The sequence below is a fragment of the Ruegeria sp. EL01 genome, from assembly GCF_900313035.1.
GTDB lineage: Bacteria > Pseudomonadota > Alphaproteobacteria > Rhodobacterales > Rhodobacteraceae > Ruegeria.
Window position 1 is genome coordinate 54,321 of sequence record NZ_OMPS01000001.1, and the last position, 17,472, is coordinate 71,792.

14 protein-coding genes are annotated in these 17,472 nt (G+C 55.5%); 9 read left to right on the top strand and 5 right to left on the bottom strand.

All coding sequences use genetic code 11. From position 1 onward, the window contains the following. The first annotated feature begins 7 nt into the window (after positions 1 to 7). Genes D9K61_RS00225 through asnB form a run of 3 tightly spaced genes read left to right on the top strand, consistent with a single transcriptional unit; the run spans position 8 to position 4,255 of the window. The gene (locus D9K61_RS00225) at positions 8 to 1,186 is read left to right on the top strand and encodes a DegT/DnrJ/EryC1/StrS aminotransferase family protein (RefSeq protein WP_120631258.1); all 1,179 of its coding nucleotides are present in this window, start codon (positions 8 to 10) and stop codon (positions 1,184 to 1,186) included. Further along, positions 1,187 to 2,308 carry a glycosyltransferase gene (locus D9K61_RS00230; protein WP_120631259.1) on the top strand — a complete coding sequence of 374 codons (1,122 nt, stop codon included), beginning with the start codon at positions 1,187 to 1,189 and terminating at the stop codon, positions 2,306 to 2,308. 12 nt (positions 2,309 to 2,320) lie between these two features. Beyond that, positions 2,321 to 4,255 (top strand): asparagine synthase (glutamine-hydrolyzing), encoded by a 1,935-nt coding sequence (gene asnB / locus D9K61_RS00235; protein WP_120631260.1) that lies wholly within the window; start codon positions 2,321 to 2,323, stop codon positions 4,253 to 4,255. Between the two features lie 15 nt (positions 4,256 to 4,270). On the opposite strand, the gene D9K61_RS00240 is transcribed toward asnB, so the two are convergent. Continuing rightward, on the bottom strand, positions 4,271 to 5,647 hold the full coding sequence (locus D9K61_RS00240; RefSeq protein WP_162946664.1) for a polysaccharide lyase family 1 protein: 1,377 nt from the start codon (positions 5,645 to 5,647) through the stop codon (positions 4,271 to 4,273). A 325-nt stretch (positions 5,648 to 5,972) separates the two neighbouring features. Between D9K61_RS00240 and D9K61_RS00245 the strand changes: the two genes are divergently transcribed. Both D9K61_RS00245 and D9K61_RS00250 read left to right on the top strand, forming a co-directional pair. Then, positions 5,973 to 6,365: a GtrA family protein gene (locus D9K61_RS00245; protein WP_120631262.1), complete on the top strand. Its 393-nt coding sequence runs from the start codon at positions 5,973 to 5,975 to the stop codon at positions 6,363 to 6,365. Positions 6,366 to 6,473: 108 nt separating this feature from the next. After that, positions 6,474 to 7,607, top strand: a complete 1,134-nt coding sequence (locus D9K61_RS00250) for a hypothetical protein (RefSeq protein WP_120631263.1) — start codon at positions 6,474 to 6,476, stop codon at positions 7,605 to 7,607. A gap of 9 nt (positions 7,608 to 7,616) precedes the next feature. Here D9K61_RS00250 and D9K61_RS00255 read toward each other — a convergent pair whose 3' ends face one another. From D9K61_RS00255 to D9K61_RS00270, 4 genes are all read right to left on the bottom strand, one after another. Then, positions 7,617 to 8,345 carry a formyltransferase family protein gene (locus tag D9K61_RS00255; protein WP_120631264.1) on the bottom strand — a complete coding sequence of 243 codons (729 nt, stop codon included), beginning with the start codon at positions 8,343 to 8,345 and terminating at the stop codon, positions 7,617 to 7,619. A gap of 140 nt (positions 8,346 to 8,485) precedes the next feature. Then, positions 8,486 to 10,699 carry an NADP-dependent isocitrate dehydrogenase gene (locus tag D9K61_RS00260; protein ID WP_120631265.1) on the bottom strand — a complete coding sequence of 738 codons (2,214 nt, stop codon included), beginning with the start codon at positions 10,697 to 10,699 and terminating at the stop codon, positions 8,486 to 8,488. 281 nt (positions 10,700 to 10,980) lie between these two features. Beyond that, positions 10,981 to 12,039 carry an ABC transporter ATP-binding protein gene (locus tag D9K61_RS00265; RefSeq protein ID WP_120631266.1) on the bottom strand — a complete coding sequence of 353 codons (1,059 nt, stop codon included), beginning with the start codon at positions 12,037 to 12,039 and terminating at the stop codon, positions 10,981 to 10,983. Continuing rightward, on the bottom strand, positions 12,036 to 12,842 hold the full coding sequence (locus tag D9K61_RS00270) for an IclR family transcriptional regulator (RefSeq protein WP_120631267.1): 807 nt from the start codon (positions 12,840 to 12,842) through the stop codon (positions 12,036 to 12,038). Before D9K61_RS00270 ends, D9K61_RS00265 begins: the two co-directional genes overlap by 4 nt. A 139-nt stretch (positions 12,843 to 12,981) precedes the next feature. On the opposite strand from D9K61_RS00270, the gene D9K61_RS00275 reads away from it, so the two are divergent. The 4 genes from D9K61_RS00275 to D9K61_RS00290 all read left to right on the top strand — a co-directional run bounded on the left by D9K61_RS00275 (position 12,982) and on the right by D9K61_RS00290 (position 17,470). Then, positions 12,982 to 14,241, top strand: coding sequence for an ABC transporter substrate-binding protein (locus D9K61_RS00275; protein ID WP_120631268.1), 1,260 nt, complete (start codon positions 12,982 to 12,984; stop codon positions 14,239 to 14,241). Positions 14,242 to 14,331: 90 nt separating this feature from the next. Beyond that, on the top strand, positions 14,332 to 15,258 hold the full coding sequence (locus D9K61_RS00280; RefSeq protein WP_120631269.1) for a carbohydrate ABC transporter permease: 927 nt from the start codon (positions 14,332 to 14,334) through the stop codon (positions 15,256 to 15,258). 1 nt (position 15,259) lies between these two features. Continuing rightward, the gene (locus D9K61_RS00285; RefSeq protein WP_120631270.1) at positions 15,260 to 16,108 is read left to right on the top strand and encodes a carbohydrate ABC transporter permease; all 849 of its coding nucleotides are present in this window, start codon (positions 15,260 to 15,262) and stop codon (positions 16,106 to 16,108) included. Between the two features lie 21 nt (positions 16,109 to 16,129). Then, positions 16,130 to 17,470, top strand: a complete 1,341-nt coding sequence (locus D9K61_RS00290) for an alpha-glucosidase/alpha-galactosidase (RefSeq protein WP_120631271.1) — start codon at positions 16,130 to 16,132, stop codon at positions 17,468 to 17,470. The last annotated feature ends 2 nt before the right edge of the window (positions 17,471 to 17,472 follow it).

Genomic DNA, 17,472 nt, shown 5'->3' on the forward strand with positions numbered 1-17,472 from the left:
ATTGAACATGCCTTCATGGCCCATCTACGATCAGGAACAGATCGATGCCGTCAGTCAGGTTTTGGCCTCGGGTAAGGTTAATGCCTGGACCGGTCCTGATGTGCGCGCGTTCGAAGAAGAATACTGCGCCTATACCGGGTCCTCTCATGCGATCGCGATGGCCAACGGCACCCTGACACTGGACGCCGCGATGCATGTGTTGAATCTGAACCCCGGGGATGAAGTGATTGTGACGCCGCGCAGTTTCATCGCATCCGCCAGTTCCGTGATGCTGACGGGAGGCATACCCATTTTTGCGGATATCGACCCAGTCACACAGAATCTGACTGCCGAGACAATTGCGCCTCACATAACACCACGCACGCGCGGGATCATTCCAGTGCATTTGGGCGGTTGGCCCTGTGACATGGATGCGATAATGGATCTGGCGCGCGCGCATGATCTGTGGGTGATCGAGGATTGTGCACAGGCCCACGGCGCGATGATCGGCGACCGGCATGTTGGCACCATTGGTACCTTTGGTTCGTATTCATTCTGCCAGGACAAAATCATGACAACGGGCGGCGAAGGGGGCTTGCTGCTGACCAACGACGACGCGCTTTGGTCAAAGGTCTGGAGCTACAAAGACCACGGCAAAGGATATGACACCGTATTCAACAAATCACACCCGCCCGGTTTTCGTTGGCTGCACGATTCAGGTCCGGGTACAAACCTGCGCATGACCGGCCCCTCCGCCGCGCTGGGTCGCGTGCAGTTGAAGCGGCTCAACGATTGGCGCGCCCACCGGACCGCAAACGCTGAACTGCTGGCCAACGCCTTGTCCTCGTGCCCGGCATTCCGAGTGCCAGTTCCGTCCCAAGGGCTAACCCACGCTTACTACCGTTTCTATGCGTTTGCGCGTCCAGAAGCTCTGGCCTCGGGCTGGTCCCGCGACCGGATAATTGCCGAGATTGCCGATGCCGGGTTCCCTGCATTCTCGGGCAGTTGTTCCGAGATCTATCTGGAGGAAACCTTTACTAAGAATGGATTAGGCCCAACCCATCGCCTGCCCGTCGCGCGGGAGCTGGGTGAAACAAGTCTGGCCTTCCTTATCGATCCGGCCTGGTCTCAGGACGATATCGGGCGCCTCGCCCAGTGTATTCTAGACGTCGGCAATCGTGCGTTGGCTGTGCAGAAGGCTGGCTAGATGATTCTGCATGTGGTCACAGATTTTTCGACGCAGGGCGGAGCCCAAGCCATGTTGGCGCGCTTGCTGGCACACTCGGGTGAGCGCGCTGTTGTTGTGGCCCTGACCGAAGTGTCGGACCGCTGCCGTGCCATGGCGGGCAATGACAAGGTTGAGTACGTCTCGCTAAATGCCAGATCCCCACTGTCCTTTCCGCGCGCAATCTGGCGTATCGCGCGGCTGATCCGGACCCACAAACCTGACGTAGTTTTATGTTGGATGTATCACGCGATGGTCGTCGGGCTGATTGCGAAACTGATGTCGATGCGGCAGGTACCAGTGGTTTGGACGGTGCGGCAGGCCTTGGACGATCCGGCTGCCTTTACCCGCAGTACCCGGGTCGCAGTTGGCTTGTCGCAGAAGCTTTCGCGGTTCAGCGATGGGATCATCTACAACTCGACCCGCGCATTGCAGCAACACGCCAAGTATGGATTCTCAGAAGCAAACGCAAGCGTCGTGCCAAACGGGTTTTTGCTTCCCAAAAATGCGCAATCGCGAAAAGGTCCGGCACGGGTCTTTGGGTTGGCCGCCCGGTTTCATCCGCAAAAAGATTTTGAGACCTTCTTTTGGGCTTTTTCCATCGCACGACGTTCTGTGCCAGACTTGACGGCCCGACTGGCCGGAGACGGTGTCACCACCGACAACCTCGCGCTGCGCGATTTACTTGCCAAAAACGAGCTTCCGGAAGACAGCGTGGTGCTATGTGGTGATTTGCATGACATGTCGGACTTCTACAACAGCATCGACATGTTGGTTTTATCCTCGCGCACCGAAGGTTTTCCAAATGTCATTGCAGAAGCCATGAGTTACGGCCGACCCGTTGTAACGACAGATGTTGGTGATGCAGCCAAAATCGTTGGCGAAAGCGGGTATGTTGTACCCGCGCGTGACGCGCAGGCGCTTGGCCAATCTCTGACTGATGCGGCGAACTGGTCACACGAAGAATATGAAGGGCGCAGTCAAGCCGCTCGCGATTGCATTGCAGACAGCTACTCACTGGCGGCCATCGCCAAAGCCTATGATTCAGTGCTGAGCGGTGTTGGAGAGCAGACGCGGGCATCTACTGCCTGGCATGCCGGATAGGAAGATGATTTCATGTGCGGAATAGCCGGATATCTTGCGTTCAAACCCGTCGGCCTAGAGAACGGGACTTCGACCCTAAAGGCGATGTGCGACAGTATCCAGCATCGCGGGCCGGACGCTGACGGCATGTTCGTCGATCCCGACACGGGCGTTGCGCTGGGGCAACGACGTTTGGCGATCGTGGATCTAACGGAGACCGGTGAACAACCGATGACGTCCCCCAGCGGCCGGTATTGCATTGTCTACAACGGTGAAATTTACGGCTTTCTGGACCTGCGCCAACAGCTGATCGATCATGGGGTCACGTTCCGCGGTACATCCGATACCGAAGTTCTTCTTGCATCGATGGATCTGTGGGGTATTCGCAAAACCCTTGACCTGGTGCACGGCATGTTTGCCTTTGCGGTACTCGACCGGCAAAGCAACAGGGTCGTCTTTGCCCGTGATCGACTAGGCAAGAAGCCTTTGTATTTGGGCGTCAAAGGCGGGCATCTGCTTTTTGGCTCGGAATTGAAAGCCTTGCGCGCCCACCCCGCGTTTGGAACACGCGAGGCCGACAGGCGCGCGCAGGCGCAATACGCGCGCTACGCGTTTATCCCAGCGCCGCTGACCATCTACCAGGATGTGATGAAGCTCCCGGCGGGGACTATGGTTGAAGTGCAACTGGACGCCCCCCCTGTGTCATCACAAGATCTGGTCGATGGGTTGCGCACGTTTTGGGATCTGCGGGACAGGGTCGAAGCGTGCCGGGCAGATCCTTACGGCGATGAGACACAGGCACTTGGCGGGATTGAGGATGCGTTGCATTCCGCAGTTGGTGAGCGCATGGTTGCGGATGTCCCTGTTGGCACCTTTCTGTCAGGCGGGATCGATTCCAGCCTGATCACCGCTATGATGCAGGAACAAGCTGCTGGCAAAGTCATCAGCTTTACCGTCCGGTTCGACCATGATGCTACAAACGAGGCCGACTACGCCGCTGCAATCGCCAAGCATTTGGGGACAGATCACCACGAGGTCACGGCGACGCCTGAAATGGCCTTTGATTTGCTGCAAAAGCTGCCGCAGGTCTACGATGAACCGTTTGCCGATCCCTCGGCATTTCCGACGTTGCTTGTATCACAATTGGCACGGGCGCAGCTTAAGGTCGTCATGTCTGGCGATGGCGGGGACGAGTCCTTTGGCGGCTATGAACGCTATGTTCGGATGATGGCGATGGAGCGTATTGGCGCCAAGTTGCCCGGCCCTGCCGTTTCAGCATTGGCGGCTTCGCCAGCTTTTGTCACAAACGCCGCAGCAAAAGTGCTGCGGCCGCTGGCCCCCACGTCAATGCGCGACCAGATTACCCCGGATCGGCTGGCCAAAGTGGCCTCAATCGCGCGTCACCCTGATTTCCGCAGCCGCTATGACGCGCTGTTCACGCTGTGGAACCCACCTGCAGCCAATTGTCAGGGCGTATTCCAGACGCATCAGCTACCAGATGGGCTGAGCTCAGTTGATAAAATGATGCTGCTGGATTCCGAATTGTACCTGCCAGAGAGCATTCTGGTCAAAGCGGACCGGGCCTCGATGTCAACTGGGTTAGAGATCCGCGCGCCGCTGTTGGACTACCGCGTGGTCGAGGCCGCATGGCGGTCGCCTGATTCCCTGCGCTACAACGGGAAGTCCGGCAAGGTTGCCTTGCGGCGGCTGTTGGACAAACGTGTTCCCAAAGCGCTTTATGATCGACCCAAACAGGGCTTTGGTATTCCTTTGAACGACTGGCTACGTGGACCTCTCAAATCCATCGCTAGCGACGTTTTTGCCTCCGACAATTTGGTTGGTGAAGTCTTTGACCGGGCACAATTGAACAAACGCTGGAGCGAACACCTGTCAGGCACCCGCAACTGGGGCCCGCATCTCTGGGTCGTTCTGATGTACCACTTCTGGCAGGAAGAATGGCTGCGCTGAGGCGGGAACTCAGACCTAAGGTCCCGGATCACCTGCCAGAAAGCTCAGATACTCTTCAAGGTTTGACCACCCGTCCCCATCGCGGTCTTTCCAGGTATCGTCACGATCTTTCGGGTCAAGCCCCGCATGCGTTTCTTCCCATTCATCTGGCAGCCCGTCCAGGTCCCTGTCGTTCAGCACATTGACCTCGGGCAGGTCCGGCCAACCACCCACTTCATCCGGGTGATCAATCCTATGCCCATCACACCCAAGCATGTTTTCGACTATGGAAGCGTCCAGACTGTCCAATTGCCGATCGGGCCCGAACCTTGCGCCGACATGCGACGCAACATGATCCAAAACACCACCAACCGGCCGCGGCGTGACGGACAGCGGAAACGCAGGTTGTTCCACGACATTTGGAACTGCCGCCTCATCCACAATCCGACCTTGTTTCGACCTGTCGCACAAAACATCGAGCCGGTTGTCCATATACAGGTTGTCTTCTTCAAACACTTCCAGCTTGTTTCCGGGCTCAACTGGAAAAACCTCAATCGCTGCAGGGCGATTGCGGTCCCTCGTGCTGGGGCCGGGCAGGATCACATTGCCCACATAGTTGATCCAGGTGTCGCCATAAAGGTTACGAAACTCGCCAAATTGCGAGGTTGCATCGTAGAACACGTTGTTGACGATATCGACCGGCCCAAGGGGCGAGGACGAGATGTCCGGGTTTCTGTCTCGATTATGCGCGAACAGATTGCCAAGCAGCGTGATCCGGCCACAATCGGAAACTGCCCCATCCTTGGCGCAGATCAGCGCACCTTTCGAGTGGCGCCGTTCGTTATGCGAAGATTTGTCCAACCCATAGGCCGCGATGGTGTTGGCGATCGTGATATCGTGGCTGGCTTTTCGTTCAGTGCCGATGCTGAGGTTTTCGTCGACACCAAAGGCGATTGAAACATGGTCGACATAAATGTTCGAGCTGCTTTCGATAATCAACCCGTCGACGCTGGGGGATTTTTCCTTGCTGGGACCCGGGCGAAACTTGAGATAGCGCAACAGAATGTCATGAGATTCGTAGATCATCAGCGGTGATTTCTGAACATTCCCGACCCGCAATTGAATGCCCTGTCCCGGCGCAGTTTGTCCTGCAATATAGGTGTTGGGTGACACGCGAAGCTGCTTGTCGACGACAATCGTGCCCGAAACGGCAAACAAACACACCCGACCGACACCCGGGTGCTGCAGGCATTCGCGCAAGCTGCCACGTCCAGAGTCCGCGAGGTTGGTAACGTAAAACACACTGCCGCCGCGCCACCCGGTCGCGTGTTTGCCATACCCTTCCGCGCCAGGGAAAGCGACGTTCCTGGTGTTGCCATCATCGGCAAGACCGCCTGTAGCAAGCGAAAACATCAATGCAGTGGATTGAATAAGAGTCAGACAAAGAGAACTCGAAAGGCGCATGTTGGAACCAATTGTTGCCGAAACCAAAAAACAAAACTCCGGAGATTGTCTCAATCCCCGGAACAGAGCCTAGCTGATGCAAACAGGTTTGACACCCCAAACCACGAGAACGGTCTGAATCCGGCAATGTTTTGATTGCGCACATAAAGTTGGATGCGGCTGGCCATAGCTAGATCATGAAAAAGCCTTTTGCAGCGCGTCCGCCGATATCCGGGCTTCCCCTTCGGACAGGGATCGTTGCATGGTGCAATCGTGAAAAAGCAGGAGCCTTTGATTGCTTTCAAATGAAACATATCGAGACGTGCTGGCCTTTGCGGTCGTTGGATCGCTGGCCTTCTTCGTGGACGCCGGAGTTTTTACCATTTTGGACACGCTGGGCGCGGGCACACTGGCGTCGCGATGCGTTTCGATTCTGGCTTCGGTCACATTCACTTGGTACCTGAACCGCACGTACACGTTTCGAACCACCAAACCGGCAAGCTTCTTCGAGTTTCTCAGCTATCTGGGCGGCCTGCAGATCGGTTTGCTGACCAATTTCAGCACCTTCTTTCTTGTTCTTTATCTATCGGACACCGCCAGCGCCTATCCTATAATAGCCTTGGCGATCGCAACGCTTGCCGGGATGACCATCAACTTTATGGTTTCGCGGCGGATATTAAAGAAATAGGAATACTTATTAAGCAAAACTCAATTATTGCTTCAAAGAAGTGCTGTAAGTACTCTGAGAGCATTGTTCGATTTAAGACGATGTTAACTAGTTGGGGAAAACCCTTTCGTGTTTAAGAACTTTTTTTTGATAACCATCAGTGCACTGGTCAGCTTGGGGATCGTAGAAATTGGACTACGGTTGTTTGACCCTCTGAATTTCGAGCCCCATATTAGCCGGAAACAAGCAACTGTGCCTTTGGTCAACAGTGAGAACTTCTTCTGCGAAGGTGGACCTGACCGACGTTCCCCCCACGACATCGTGTATTCGCGGGAAACCCCGAACCAATCCTATTTCGAGTTCCGGAACGCGACCGTCACACTCATCGAGATCAATGAACATGGATTCCGTGGGGATTTTTCGTCAGATTATGACAAAGCTCAGATTATGGTTCTGGGCGACTCGTTCACCCGCGGAACGCTGGCGGATGAAACAGAAACCATACCGGCCCTTTTATCCATGTGGTCTGAGGATTCCCATTTTGTGAATCTGGGCACCGGTGGTCATGGGACGCTACAAAGTGCCCTGACATACGAGGAGTTCAAAGATCAGATACCGCACAAAACAGTTCTGATGTTTGTCTTCAATCGGAACGATCTGGTCGATAACATCAGGTTCCGAAAGTGGCAGGAAAACCCCGGCACGCGATCCCAAAACCCAACTTTGGTTCAGAAGATCAAGCGCGCGATTGGGAAGCTTTATGTTGGAAAGCTGATCCTGCAGTTCAAACAAATCTTGTCTTATCAAGAGCTGTACCCTTCGATCCCGACAGAAACGGAAAAGGCACTGCTTTTTGAATCGCTTCGTGACCTGACCCAATCGGTCGAGGATCAGGGCGCCCAGTTGTTCGTGTTTTCGCTGCCAGATATTTCAGAATTTATTGGTGAGGATACGGTGACTTTTCGGGATGACCCAATAGGCTATGCCAATGCAACGCGTGCGTTAATCGCGCAAGGGGCGGAAGACTATGGCTACACCTACGTGAACCTGAAGCCCGTTCTCGAGCAGTTTTCAGAGGACTTGGGAATTTCCACAAGCAGCCTTTTTGGCACCCCCGATCATCATATGCAGGAGCTTGGCAACTTCGCTGTGGCGTCTAAAGTCGCTCAGCTATTGCAAGACGAAGATATCTCTGTTTTTAACCCGGATGTGAAGTTTATTGATCGGACGCAGTTCGATCCGGCCAGCGTCGCCTGCCCCTAAGGTTGGCGATCAGCCCTCGTCCGCGTCACCCAACAGAACAAACTTGCGTCCATGCAAAGAGATGTACAGCGGGTACTCAGGCAGATGCATCGAATGCAGGCGCTTTTCAAACTCTGCCGCATCGATATCCAGCGGCAGTTTCTGCAGGGCGGACAGCTCTTTCATCCGCCGTGCCTTACCGCGCCAGGCTTCGGCGGCCGAGGCTACAATTTGATCGTTCAAATAGCTCTCACCGCCGGTTGCGATCCCGCCAATAACCTCTTGAAGCAGATGAAACAGGTACAGATGCGTTCGCGCGAGTACGGAGCGTAAACCATCGTGTTTTAAGATCGGAAAGCGCAGTGCCTTGATAATGGAACCGTTGTCGACTTTGGTATTGATGATATGCGCAGTTACGCCGTAGTTTTCAGCCCCTTCATAGAGCGCAAAATTGATGCATCCGCTGCCCGGGTATTCTGGCGGACCAGGGTGGAAGTTTATCGCCGCAATGGCCGCCGCATCGATCAAGGCCTGATCCAAAATGAAGTAGCTGCGAAAACAAAATACGTAGTCTCCGCGCCAATCGCGCACCCAATCGGGCAAGGTTTGGCCTAGTCCCTGAGATCCCACGTAGCTGACATCAAAGCCCGCAAAGTTCAGAAACTGCAGCGCCTTTTGCGTCCCGTCACAGTTTTCCCGACCAAAAAATAGTACCGTCGAACGGTCGCCCGGTTTCGCCGGATCAATGTCATTTGTCATCAATATCACTCGTTCAAATCATCGGTGCCAGCGCTCAGGTACCAAGCGCATTCAACAGATTATGGCACACAACTAACATGTGCTCTAGCGTTTCCATTGGAGGCAAAAAAGGCCTGCGCCGTGACGCAGACCCAAAGAGCTTAGTCGATGATCGAGTTCAGCGTAGCGCTGGGGCGCATCACAGCCGCTGCTTTGGAAGAATCAGTGTGATAATACCCACCCAGATCAGCGGCGGCGCCCTGTGCTGTTGCCATTTCTGCCAAGATTTGGTCTTCATGGTCTGCCAGCTGTTTCGCGACAGGCGCAAACTCGGCCGCCAGATCGGCGTCATCAGACTGGGCAGCCAGTGCCTCGGCCCAGTATCGCGCGAACCAGTAGTGGCTGTCACGGTTATCGGGCTGACCAACTTTACGGCTGGGCGATTTGTTGTTGTCCAGAATGCCCTGTGTGGCGGCCTCGGCCGCTGCGCCAAGAACACCTGCCTTCGCGTTGCCCTTACTGTCAGCGAGGAAGTTCAACGATTCCCCCAGCGCGCAGAATTCACCCATCGAATCCCAACGCAGGTGGTTCTCTTCGACGAGCTGCTGCACGTGTTTTGGCGCTGAACCGCCCGCACCGGTTTCGAAAAGACCGCCACCATTCATCAGCTTGACGATTGACAGCATCTTGGCCGAAGTGCCCAGTTCGAGGATTGGGAACAGGTCGGTCAGATAGTCCCGCAGCACGTTACCGGTAATGGCAATCGAGTCCTTGCCCGCCGTGATCGTCTCTAGCGACTGACGGGTCGCCTCACGCGGGGCCAGAATCATGAATTTGTCAGCGACACCAGCAGCTTCAAGTGCAGGTTTAACGTACTTGATTAACTCGGCGTCGTGGGCGCGGTTTGCGTCCAGCCAGAAGATCGCCTCGGACCCGGTCAGGCGCTGACGGTCTAGGGCCAGTTGGATCCAGTTTTCAATCGGCGCTTTCTTAACGGTGCAGGCGCGCCAGATGTCGCCCTTTTCCACATCGTGTGAATGCAGCGTTTCGCCACTGGCCAGAACGATACGAATGATACCGTCAGCTGGCGCTTCAAACGTCGTTGGATGCGAACCGTATTCCTCTGCCTTCTGCGCCATCAGGCCCACGTTGGCGACCGCACCAACGGTGGCTGGGTTCAACGCGCCATTTGCTTTGAAGAAGTTGATCGACTCGTCATAAACGGTGGCATAGCAGCGGTCGGGGATCACACAATTGGTGTCTCCCTTGGCGCCTGCCTCATCCCAACCCTTGCCCCCGGCGCGGATCACAGCAGGCATCGAAGCGTCGATGATCACGTCTGACGGCACGTGCAGGTTGGTGATGCCCTTGTCACTGTCCACCATATACATGGACGGACGATCGCCCTTGATCGCGTCGATGGCAGCCACGATGTCGGCATTGCCTTGAACACGCTCTAGCAGATCACCCAGACCGGAATTTGGGTTCACACCCAGCGCATCCAGTTCGGCGCCGAATTTCTCGAACACCGGGGCCAGCCACGCTTTGACCGCATAGCCAAAGATGATTGGGTCGCTGACCTTCATCATCGTGGCCTTCATGTGCAGCGAGAACATGGTACCGTCTGCTTTGGTATCTTCAATGGCGCCCGCCAGGAACACCGACAAGGCTTTGACCGACATAAATGTTGCGTCGGCCACGGTCCCTTCCGCCAACGGCCAGCCGTCTTTCAGAACGGTCACGCCGCCGTCCTTTCCGACGAATTCAATCTTTGCATCACCGGCTTGAGCGGCGGTGATGGTGGCCGATTTCTCATTTGCATAGAAATCATTGCCAGACATCGACGACACTTTGGTTTTGCTGTCCGACGCCCACTCCCCCATCGAATGCGGGTTCTTCTGAGCATAGTTCTTCACCGCACGCGCCGCGCGACGATCCGAGTTACCTTCGCGCAGAACCGGGTTCACGGCCGAGCCTTTGATAACGTCATAACGCGCGCGGATTGCTTTTTCCTCATCGGTCGATGGCTCTTCGGGGTAGCTCGGGATGTCGTAGCCTTGCGACTGCAACTCTTCGACGGCCGCCACAAGTTGCGGGACCGATGCTGAGATGTTTGGCAGTTTGATCACGTTGGCGTCCGGCGTTTTCACCAGCTCGCCCAATGCGGCCAAATCGTCGGTGATGCGCTGTGCATCAGTCAGTTTTTCCGGGAAGGTCGAGATAATACGACCGGCCAATGAAATATCCTTGGTACCAACACTGACACCCGCTGCCGAGGCAAACTTGCGAATGATGGGCAGGAACGAGGCGCTAGCCAGTTCGGGCGCTTCGTCTACAATGGTATACAATATGTCGAAGTTTGAGTTATCTACCATATTCTTTTACCTTTTTAGCCTTTCAGGGGCGTGCGATCCAAGAGTTTGTGCCACATTGCGCGGCGCGGGAGGGGCGCGTAGATGGTACCGCCCCTGGGTGACTCTGTTTTGACAGGGCCTCCCTTAAATCACGTTTGCCTTGGAATCAATCGCAACTGGGCGCGCGTTTTGACACGGGTTGGGAAAATTCTGACTGTGGTGCTGAATTGATCATCTTCCGGCGAAAGTTTGCGTAGATAGTTTATCCGGCGGATTGACGATCCGGCTGCCTCCCATGCGCCCTACCGAAAACGCTGCCCTATCTCGGGATCAAACACCATCGCGCGTTCGGGTTGGACCGAAATACCTATACGCTCGCCGATTGCGCTGCGTTGGTCGTCGCGTTCCTCAATAATCAGCTTATCGCCATTCGGCGTTAGCAGATATGTATAAGACACGCCGCCGAGCGCTTCGGTCAGGTCCACCGTACAGGTGTCGGCCGAGCGGTCAATGTGGATATGTTCAGGTCGCATGCCCAGTGTCACTTTGTTCAGGCCGGCAGGCACGTCTGCCGAAATGGGCATCGGCTGGCTGAGCGCGGGGTGCGTCACTTGGCCATCGGCAAAGTCACATTCCAGAAAATTCATCGCCGGGGAACCGATGAAACCGGCCACAAACCGATTGTCTGGATCACGATAAAGATCCATGGGCGCACCCACCTGTTCGATACGGCCATCGCGCAGCACAACGATCTTGTCGGCCATTGTCATCGCCTCGACCTGATCATGGGTCACATAGATCATGGTCGCCCCTATTTCTTTATGCAAGCGCGCGATTTCAACGCGCATCTCGACCCGCAGTTCTGCGTCAAGGTTGGAAAGCGGCTCGTCGAACAGAAACACTTCGGGCCCACGAACAATAGCCCGACCAATGGCGACGCGCTGCCGCTGTCCGCCCGATAGGGCTTTGGGCTTGCGCTTGAGATATTGATCCAGCTTCAGAATGCCCGAAGCTTCCTGAACCTTCTGTTCGATCCGGGCTTTGTCCACGCCATTCATGCGCAGACCAAATCCCATGTTTTCTGCAACGGTCATGTGCGGATAAAGCGCGTAGGTCTGAAAAACCATCGCCACCCCGCGTTTGGCAGGGTCGACATGGGTCACCTCGCGTGCGCCGATATGAATTTCCCCTTCCGAGGTGTCCTCGAGACCCGCAATCATCCTTAGAAGAGTGGACTTGCCGCAGCCCGAAGGGCCAACAAAGACGCAAAACTCTCCGTCTTCAATCTGCAGATCAATCCCGTGAATGACCTGCGTCTGGCCATAGCGCTTGATCGCGCCGTTCAGAGTTACTCCGGTCATGTTACTCGCATCCTGTCGTTGCTTACGTTCTGGCGCGTGTCGGGGAACCGCCACGCCTGGGCTTCGGTTCCGATTTGGTCGGCCACATGGCGAACACGGGGAACCCAGGATTCTAATTGATTAAAATCCATCCGGTTTGTGGATCCGGTTACCGAGATTGCACCCAGTAGTCGGCCACCCGAGGTCAGAATTGGGCAGGCGATGCAGATAATGCCAGGTTCATGCTCTTCATCATCAATCGCGTAACCGCGTTGGCGGATCCGGTCGAGATCGGCCCGAAGCGCCTGTTCCGAAGTCAGGGTTTTTTCGGTGAACCGGTGATAGCTTTGCTGGGATACCGCTTTGTTCAGCGCATCATCGTCAAGATAGGCCATCATCGCCTTGCCGACGCCCGTGCAATAGGCCGGACCCACCTTGCCTGCTTGCGAAAACATCTCAACCGGCTTCGCCGCGTTACGTTTGTCGACATACAGAACCTGGCTGGAATCGAGCTGTGCCAGATGCACCGTTTCCCCGGTTTCCCGGCTAAGCGCATCCAGAAATGGTCGTGCTATTGGCGCCAAAGAACTTTGTGTCCACGCCGCGTGTGCCAACCGGACCAGCCGCATCCCCGGCGCATACGTCTGACGGTCCGGATCGTAAGAGAGCATCCCTTGGTTGGTCAGCGACTGCAGGAACCGATACAGAGTCGCCTTTGGGAAAACACTGTTGTCCAGCAATTCAGCGAATCGGACCGGCCGCTCAAAAGCAGCCACCTGATCAAGCACATCACATGCTTTGCCTATTGTTCCGTCACCAGCCACGGGCGCCCTATCTCCTCCACTTACCCGCGGGCCATCGGCACGAGGGTCTTGACAAGACTAACCGATTTGATGTGTAGTTTTCAATATATAAAACTAAGTTCCACTATATGGAACATGATGGAAGCTAAGGGAGGAAACCATGCATTCCATTTTCAAGCGCACGGCCGCGGCGTTGGCGACCAGTGTGGCAATTGCCGCTCCGGCATCAGCTGAACTGACCGGTGAGCTGCGAATCTTCCTCGACACATCGAACCCCGCGCCGCGCGCGACGATGGAAGCGATGATCGGGCGATTCGCGGAACAGCACCCGGGATTGGAAATCGAAACGACGGTGATTGATCGTGAGGCGTATAAGACCCAGATCCGCAACTTCCTGACGGCGGACACGCCGGACGTTGCCACCTGGTACGCGGCGAACCGGATGAAGCCTTATGTTGACGCCGGCCTGTTTGAGGACGTGTCGGACCTGTGGGCCGAGCCTGCGATTGCCGACAATCTGGCGTCGACCAAAGGCGCGATGACCATCGACGGCAAACAGTGGGGCGTACCTTATACATACTACCAGTGGGGCGTTTACTATCGCAAAGACATCTTTGACGAGCTGGGTCTGAGCGAGCCGACAACTTGGGAAGAAGAACTGGCCAACTGCCAGAAAATCGTCGACTCGGGTCGCGCTTGTTACACCATCGGCACCAAGTTCCTATGGACTGCCGGTGGCTGGTTTGACTACCTGAACATGCGTACCAACGGGTTCGACTTCCACCAGCAACTGGCCAATGGCGAAATCAGCTGGGAAGATGATCGGGTCAAGCAGACCTTTGCCAACTGGAAACAGTTGATCGATATGGGTGCGTTCATTGACAACCACCAGACCTATAGCTGGCAGGAGGCCCTGCCCTTCATGGTCAAAGGTGATGCGACAGCATACCTGATGGGCAACTTTGCAGTGGCACCGCTGCGCGACGCTGGTCTGACCGATGATCAACTGGACTTCTACCAGTTTGTTGCCATCAACCCGGATGTCGAATTGGCAGAAGACGCGCCAACCGATACGTTCCACATTCCGGCCAACGCGGCCAACAAAGAAGCCGCGCGCGAGTTCCTGCGCTTTGCCGTATCTCCTGACGAACAGACCGAGATCAACAACGGCGCAAACCTTGGCCAGCTTCCGGTCAACGCGCAATCGTCAGTTGATCAGGACAAGTTCCTGCAGCAAGGTTTCGAGATGCTGTCGGCGAACAGCCCTGGTGGCGTGGCCCAGTTTTGGGACCGCGATGCACCGGCTGAAATGGCCAAAGCGTCAATGGAAGGTTTCCAGGAATTCATGGTCAAACCTGACAACGCAGACAAGATCCTGGCCAAGCTGGAACGCGCACGCCAGCGTATCTACGACAACTAAGAATGTGGATAGGCCGGGCTGAAGCCCGGCCTACGCCGACACCAGATTTAGAGTGGGTTTCAGCCCGCCACCATAATCGGGAAAATCGCCATGACCACTGCAGCCGACGTCCCTGAACAAGAAAGCTGGTTCCACAGGAATCAACAGCGTATTGCGCCCTGGCTTTTTTTGGCCCCGGGCCTGCTGTTCTTTATGGTCTATGTGATCATTCCGGTTTTCCAGTCATTCAACCTGTCACTGTATGAATGGGACGGGCTTGGGGCTGCAGAATATGTGGGTTTTCGCAACTATGAAGACCTGTATTGGGAATTGTCTGATCGGGATGCCTTCTACATCTCGCTCAAAAACAACCTGATCTGGCTTCTATTGTATCTTCTGGCGATTCCCGCGGGGCTGTTCATCGCACTGTTCCTCAACCAAACGGTCTGGGGCATTCGCCTTTATAAATCGCTGTTTTTCTTTCCCTTCGTCATCTCTCAGGTGGTGGTCGGCCTTGTTTTCACATGGTTCTACGACCCGACATTCGGCCTGCTGAACGAATTCCTTGGCATGTTTGGCATGGGTCCGTTGAACGTTCTGGGCGACGAGCGGTTCGTGACGTATGGCATCATCTTTGCGGGCCTCTGGCCGCAGACGGCCTATTGCATGATCCTTTACCTAACCGGCTTGAACGCTGTGGACCCGGAACAGATCGAAGCCGGACGTCTGGATGGTGCAAAAGGCGCAAAGATGTTATGGCACATCATCCTGCCGCAGCTGCGCCCTGCCACATTCATAGCCTTTGTTGTAACCATCATCGGCGCCCTGCGATCCTTCGACCTGATTTCGATCATGACTCAGGGCGGACCATTCGGATCATCCCGCGTTCTGGCCTATTACATGTTCGAGGTCGCGCTTTCTGAATATGGATTCCGAATGGGATACGGTGCCGCCATCGCGGTGATCCTGTTCCTCATCATGTTGTGCTTCATCGCCTATTTCCTCTGGTCGATGTACCGCGAAGAAAAGGGGTACTGAGATGTTTCCGAAACCTATCGAAAAGCAACCCCGCGCGACGCAGATCACCTATCAAGCGATGTTACCATTGGCCTTGTTGCTCTGGCTTGGTCCCCTTTTGGCGGTCGCGCTGTTCTCGGTCAAACCCGAGGCTGATTTCACCAACGCCAACTACTGGGGCATGCCGTCCAGCTTTGAAGGCGCGTTCAACTACGGCCAGGTGTTCTTCAACTCAGACATGCCGCGTTACTTGATGAATTCGTTCCTGATCACGGTCCCCACAGTCATCGGATGCGTCGCACTCAGCAGTATGACCGGATTTGCATTGGGCATTTACAAATTCAAATCGAACCTTTGGATCTTTTTCATGTTTGTGGCCGGTAACTTTGTGCCCTTCCAGATCCTGATGGTGCCCGTGCGCGATCTGACGCTGGAGCTGGGCCTTTACAATACCAAAACCGGGTTGGTCCTGTTTCACATCGCGTTCCAAACAGGGTTCTGCACGCTGTTCATGCGCAACTTCATCCGCGCGCTTCCGTTTGAACTGATCGAAGCCACCCGGGTCGAAGGCATCAGCGAATGGCGTATCTTCTGGTACGTGGTCTTGCCGCTGATGAAGCCCGCCATTGCCGCACTTAGCGTCTTGATCTTCACTTTCATCTGGAACGATTATTTCTGGGCCGTTGTTCTGACCCAGGGCGCCGAAAGCCAGCCAGTGACGGCAGGAATTACCAGTTTTAACGCACAATTCAGGGCCGCTTACCAATTAATGAGTGCCGGTTCCATCGTTGCGGCATTGCCGCCGGTGGCCATGTTCTTCCTGATGCAGAAACATTTCATCGCGGGTTTGACCCTCGGTGCCGTAAAATAGCTTCGAACCGGAGTTCGCTACATGACCAGAATCACCTTTGTTGGTGCGGGTTCCACGATTTTCATGCAAAATATCGCGGGCGATGCACTGCTGACCCCTGCGTTGGCCGATAGTCATTTCGCGTTGATGGATATTGATCCGGTGCGATTGGCCGAAAGCGAGACTGTTACACGGGCCATGATCCGTTCGGTCGGAACAGACGCAACCGTCTCTACCCATACCGATCGTCGCGCCGCGCTCGACGGGGCAGATTTCGTGATCACCGCTTTCCAGATTGGCGGCTATAAACCGTGCACAGTGACCGATTTCGAAATCCCGAAGCAATACGGCCTGCGTCAGACCATCGCCGATACCCTTGGCGTTGGCGGTATCATGCGGGGCCTGCGTACAGTGCCGGTTCTGTGGGACGTCGCTCAGGATATGATGCAACTCTGCCCAAACGCCACGCTGCTGCAATATGTTAACCCGATGGCAATCAACACATGGGCGCTGGCCGAGCGGTTCCCGGACCTGAAACAGGTCGGCCTGTGCCATTCGGTTCAAAACACGGTTGAAGAACTGGCCCACGATCTGGACCTACCCAAAGACGAGTTTCGCTACAAAGTCGCAGGCATCAATCACGTCGCCTTCTTCCTGCGGCTTGAGCATGACGACCGCGATCTCTACCCGGCTTTGCGCCAGGGTTATCAAAGTGGTCGCTTGCCCAAGCCGCCCCTGTTGATGCCGCGCTGCCCCAACAAAGTCCGGTATGAGGTGATGGACCATTTGGGCTATTTCTGCACCGAAAGCTCCGAGCATTTTGCGGAATACGTTCCGTGGTTCATAAAGGATGGTCGCGACGACCTGATCGAACATTTCAGCATCCCGCTGGATGAATATCCGACCCGTTGCGTCGAGCAGGTCGCCAGCTGGAAAAAACAGGCCAAGACACTGACCGACGGCCGCGACATCAAGGTGACCCGCAGCCACGAGTTCGCCGCCGACCTTATGAATGCAATCGTCACGGATACGCCCTACACGGCCTATGGCAACCTGCCCAATACCGGCCAGATCCCGCAATTGCCCTTGGGTGCAGCGGTTGAGACCCCTTGCCTGGTAGATGCAAACGGTGTCCAACCCTCGGTCGTGGCGGACATACCGCCTCAGCTGATTGCGCTGATGCGCACGCAGATCAATGTGCAAGAGCTGACGGTACGGGCCTTGGTTGAGCAGAACCCCGAACACATCTATCACGCGGCCATGATGGACCCCCATACCGCCGCCGAGCTGGATCTGCGCCAAATCCGAAATCTGGTAACTGAATTGCTAGCAGCGCACGCAGATTGGCTGCCGGACTGGTGCAAACCCGCCAAGGCGGCCTAACC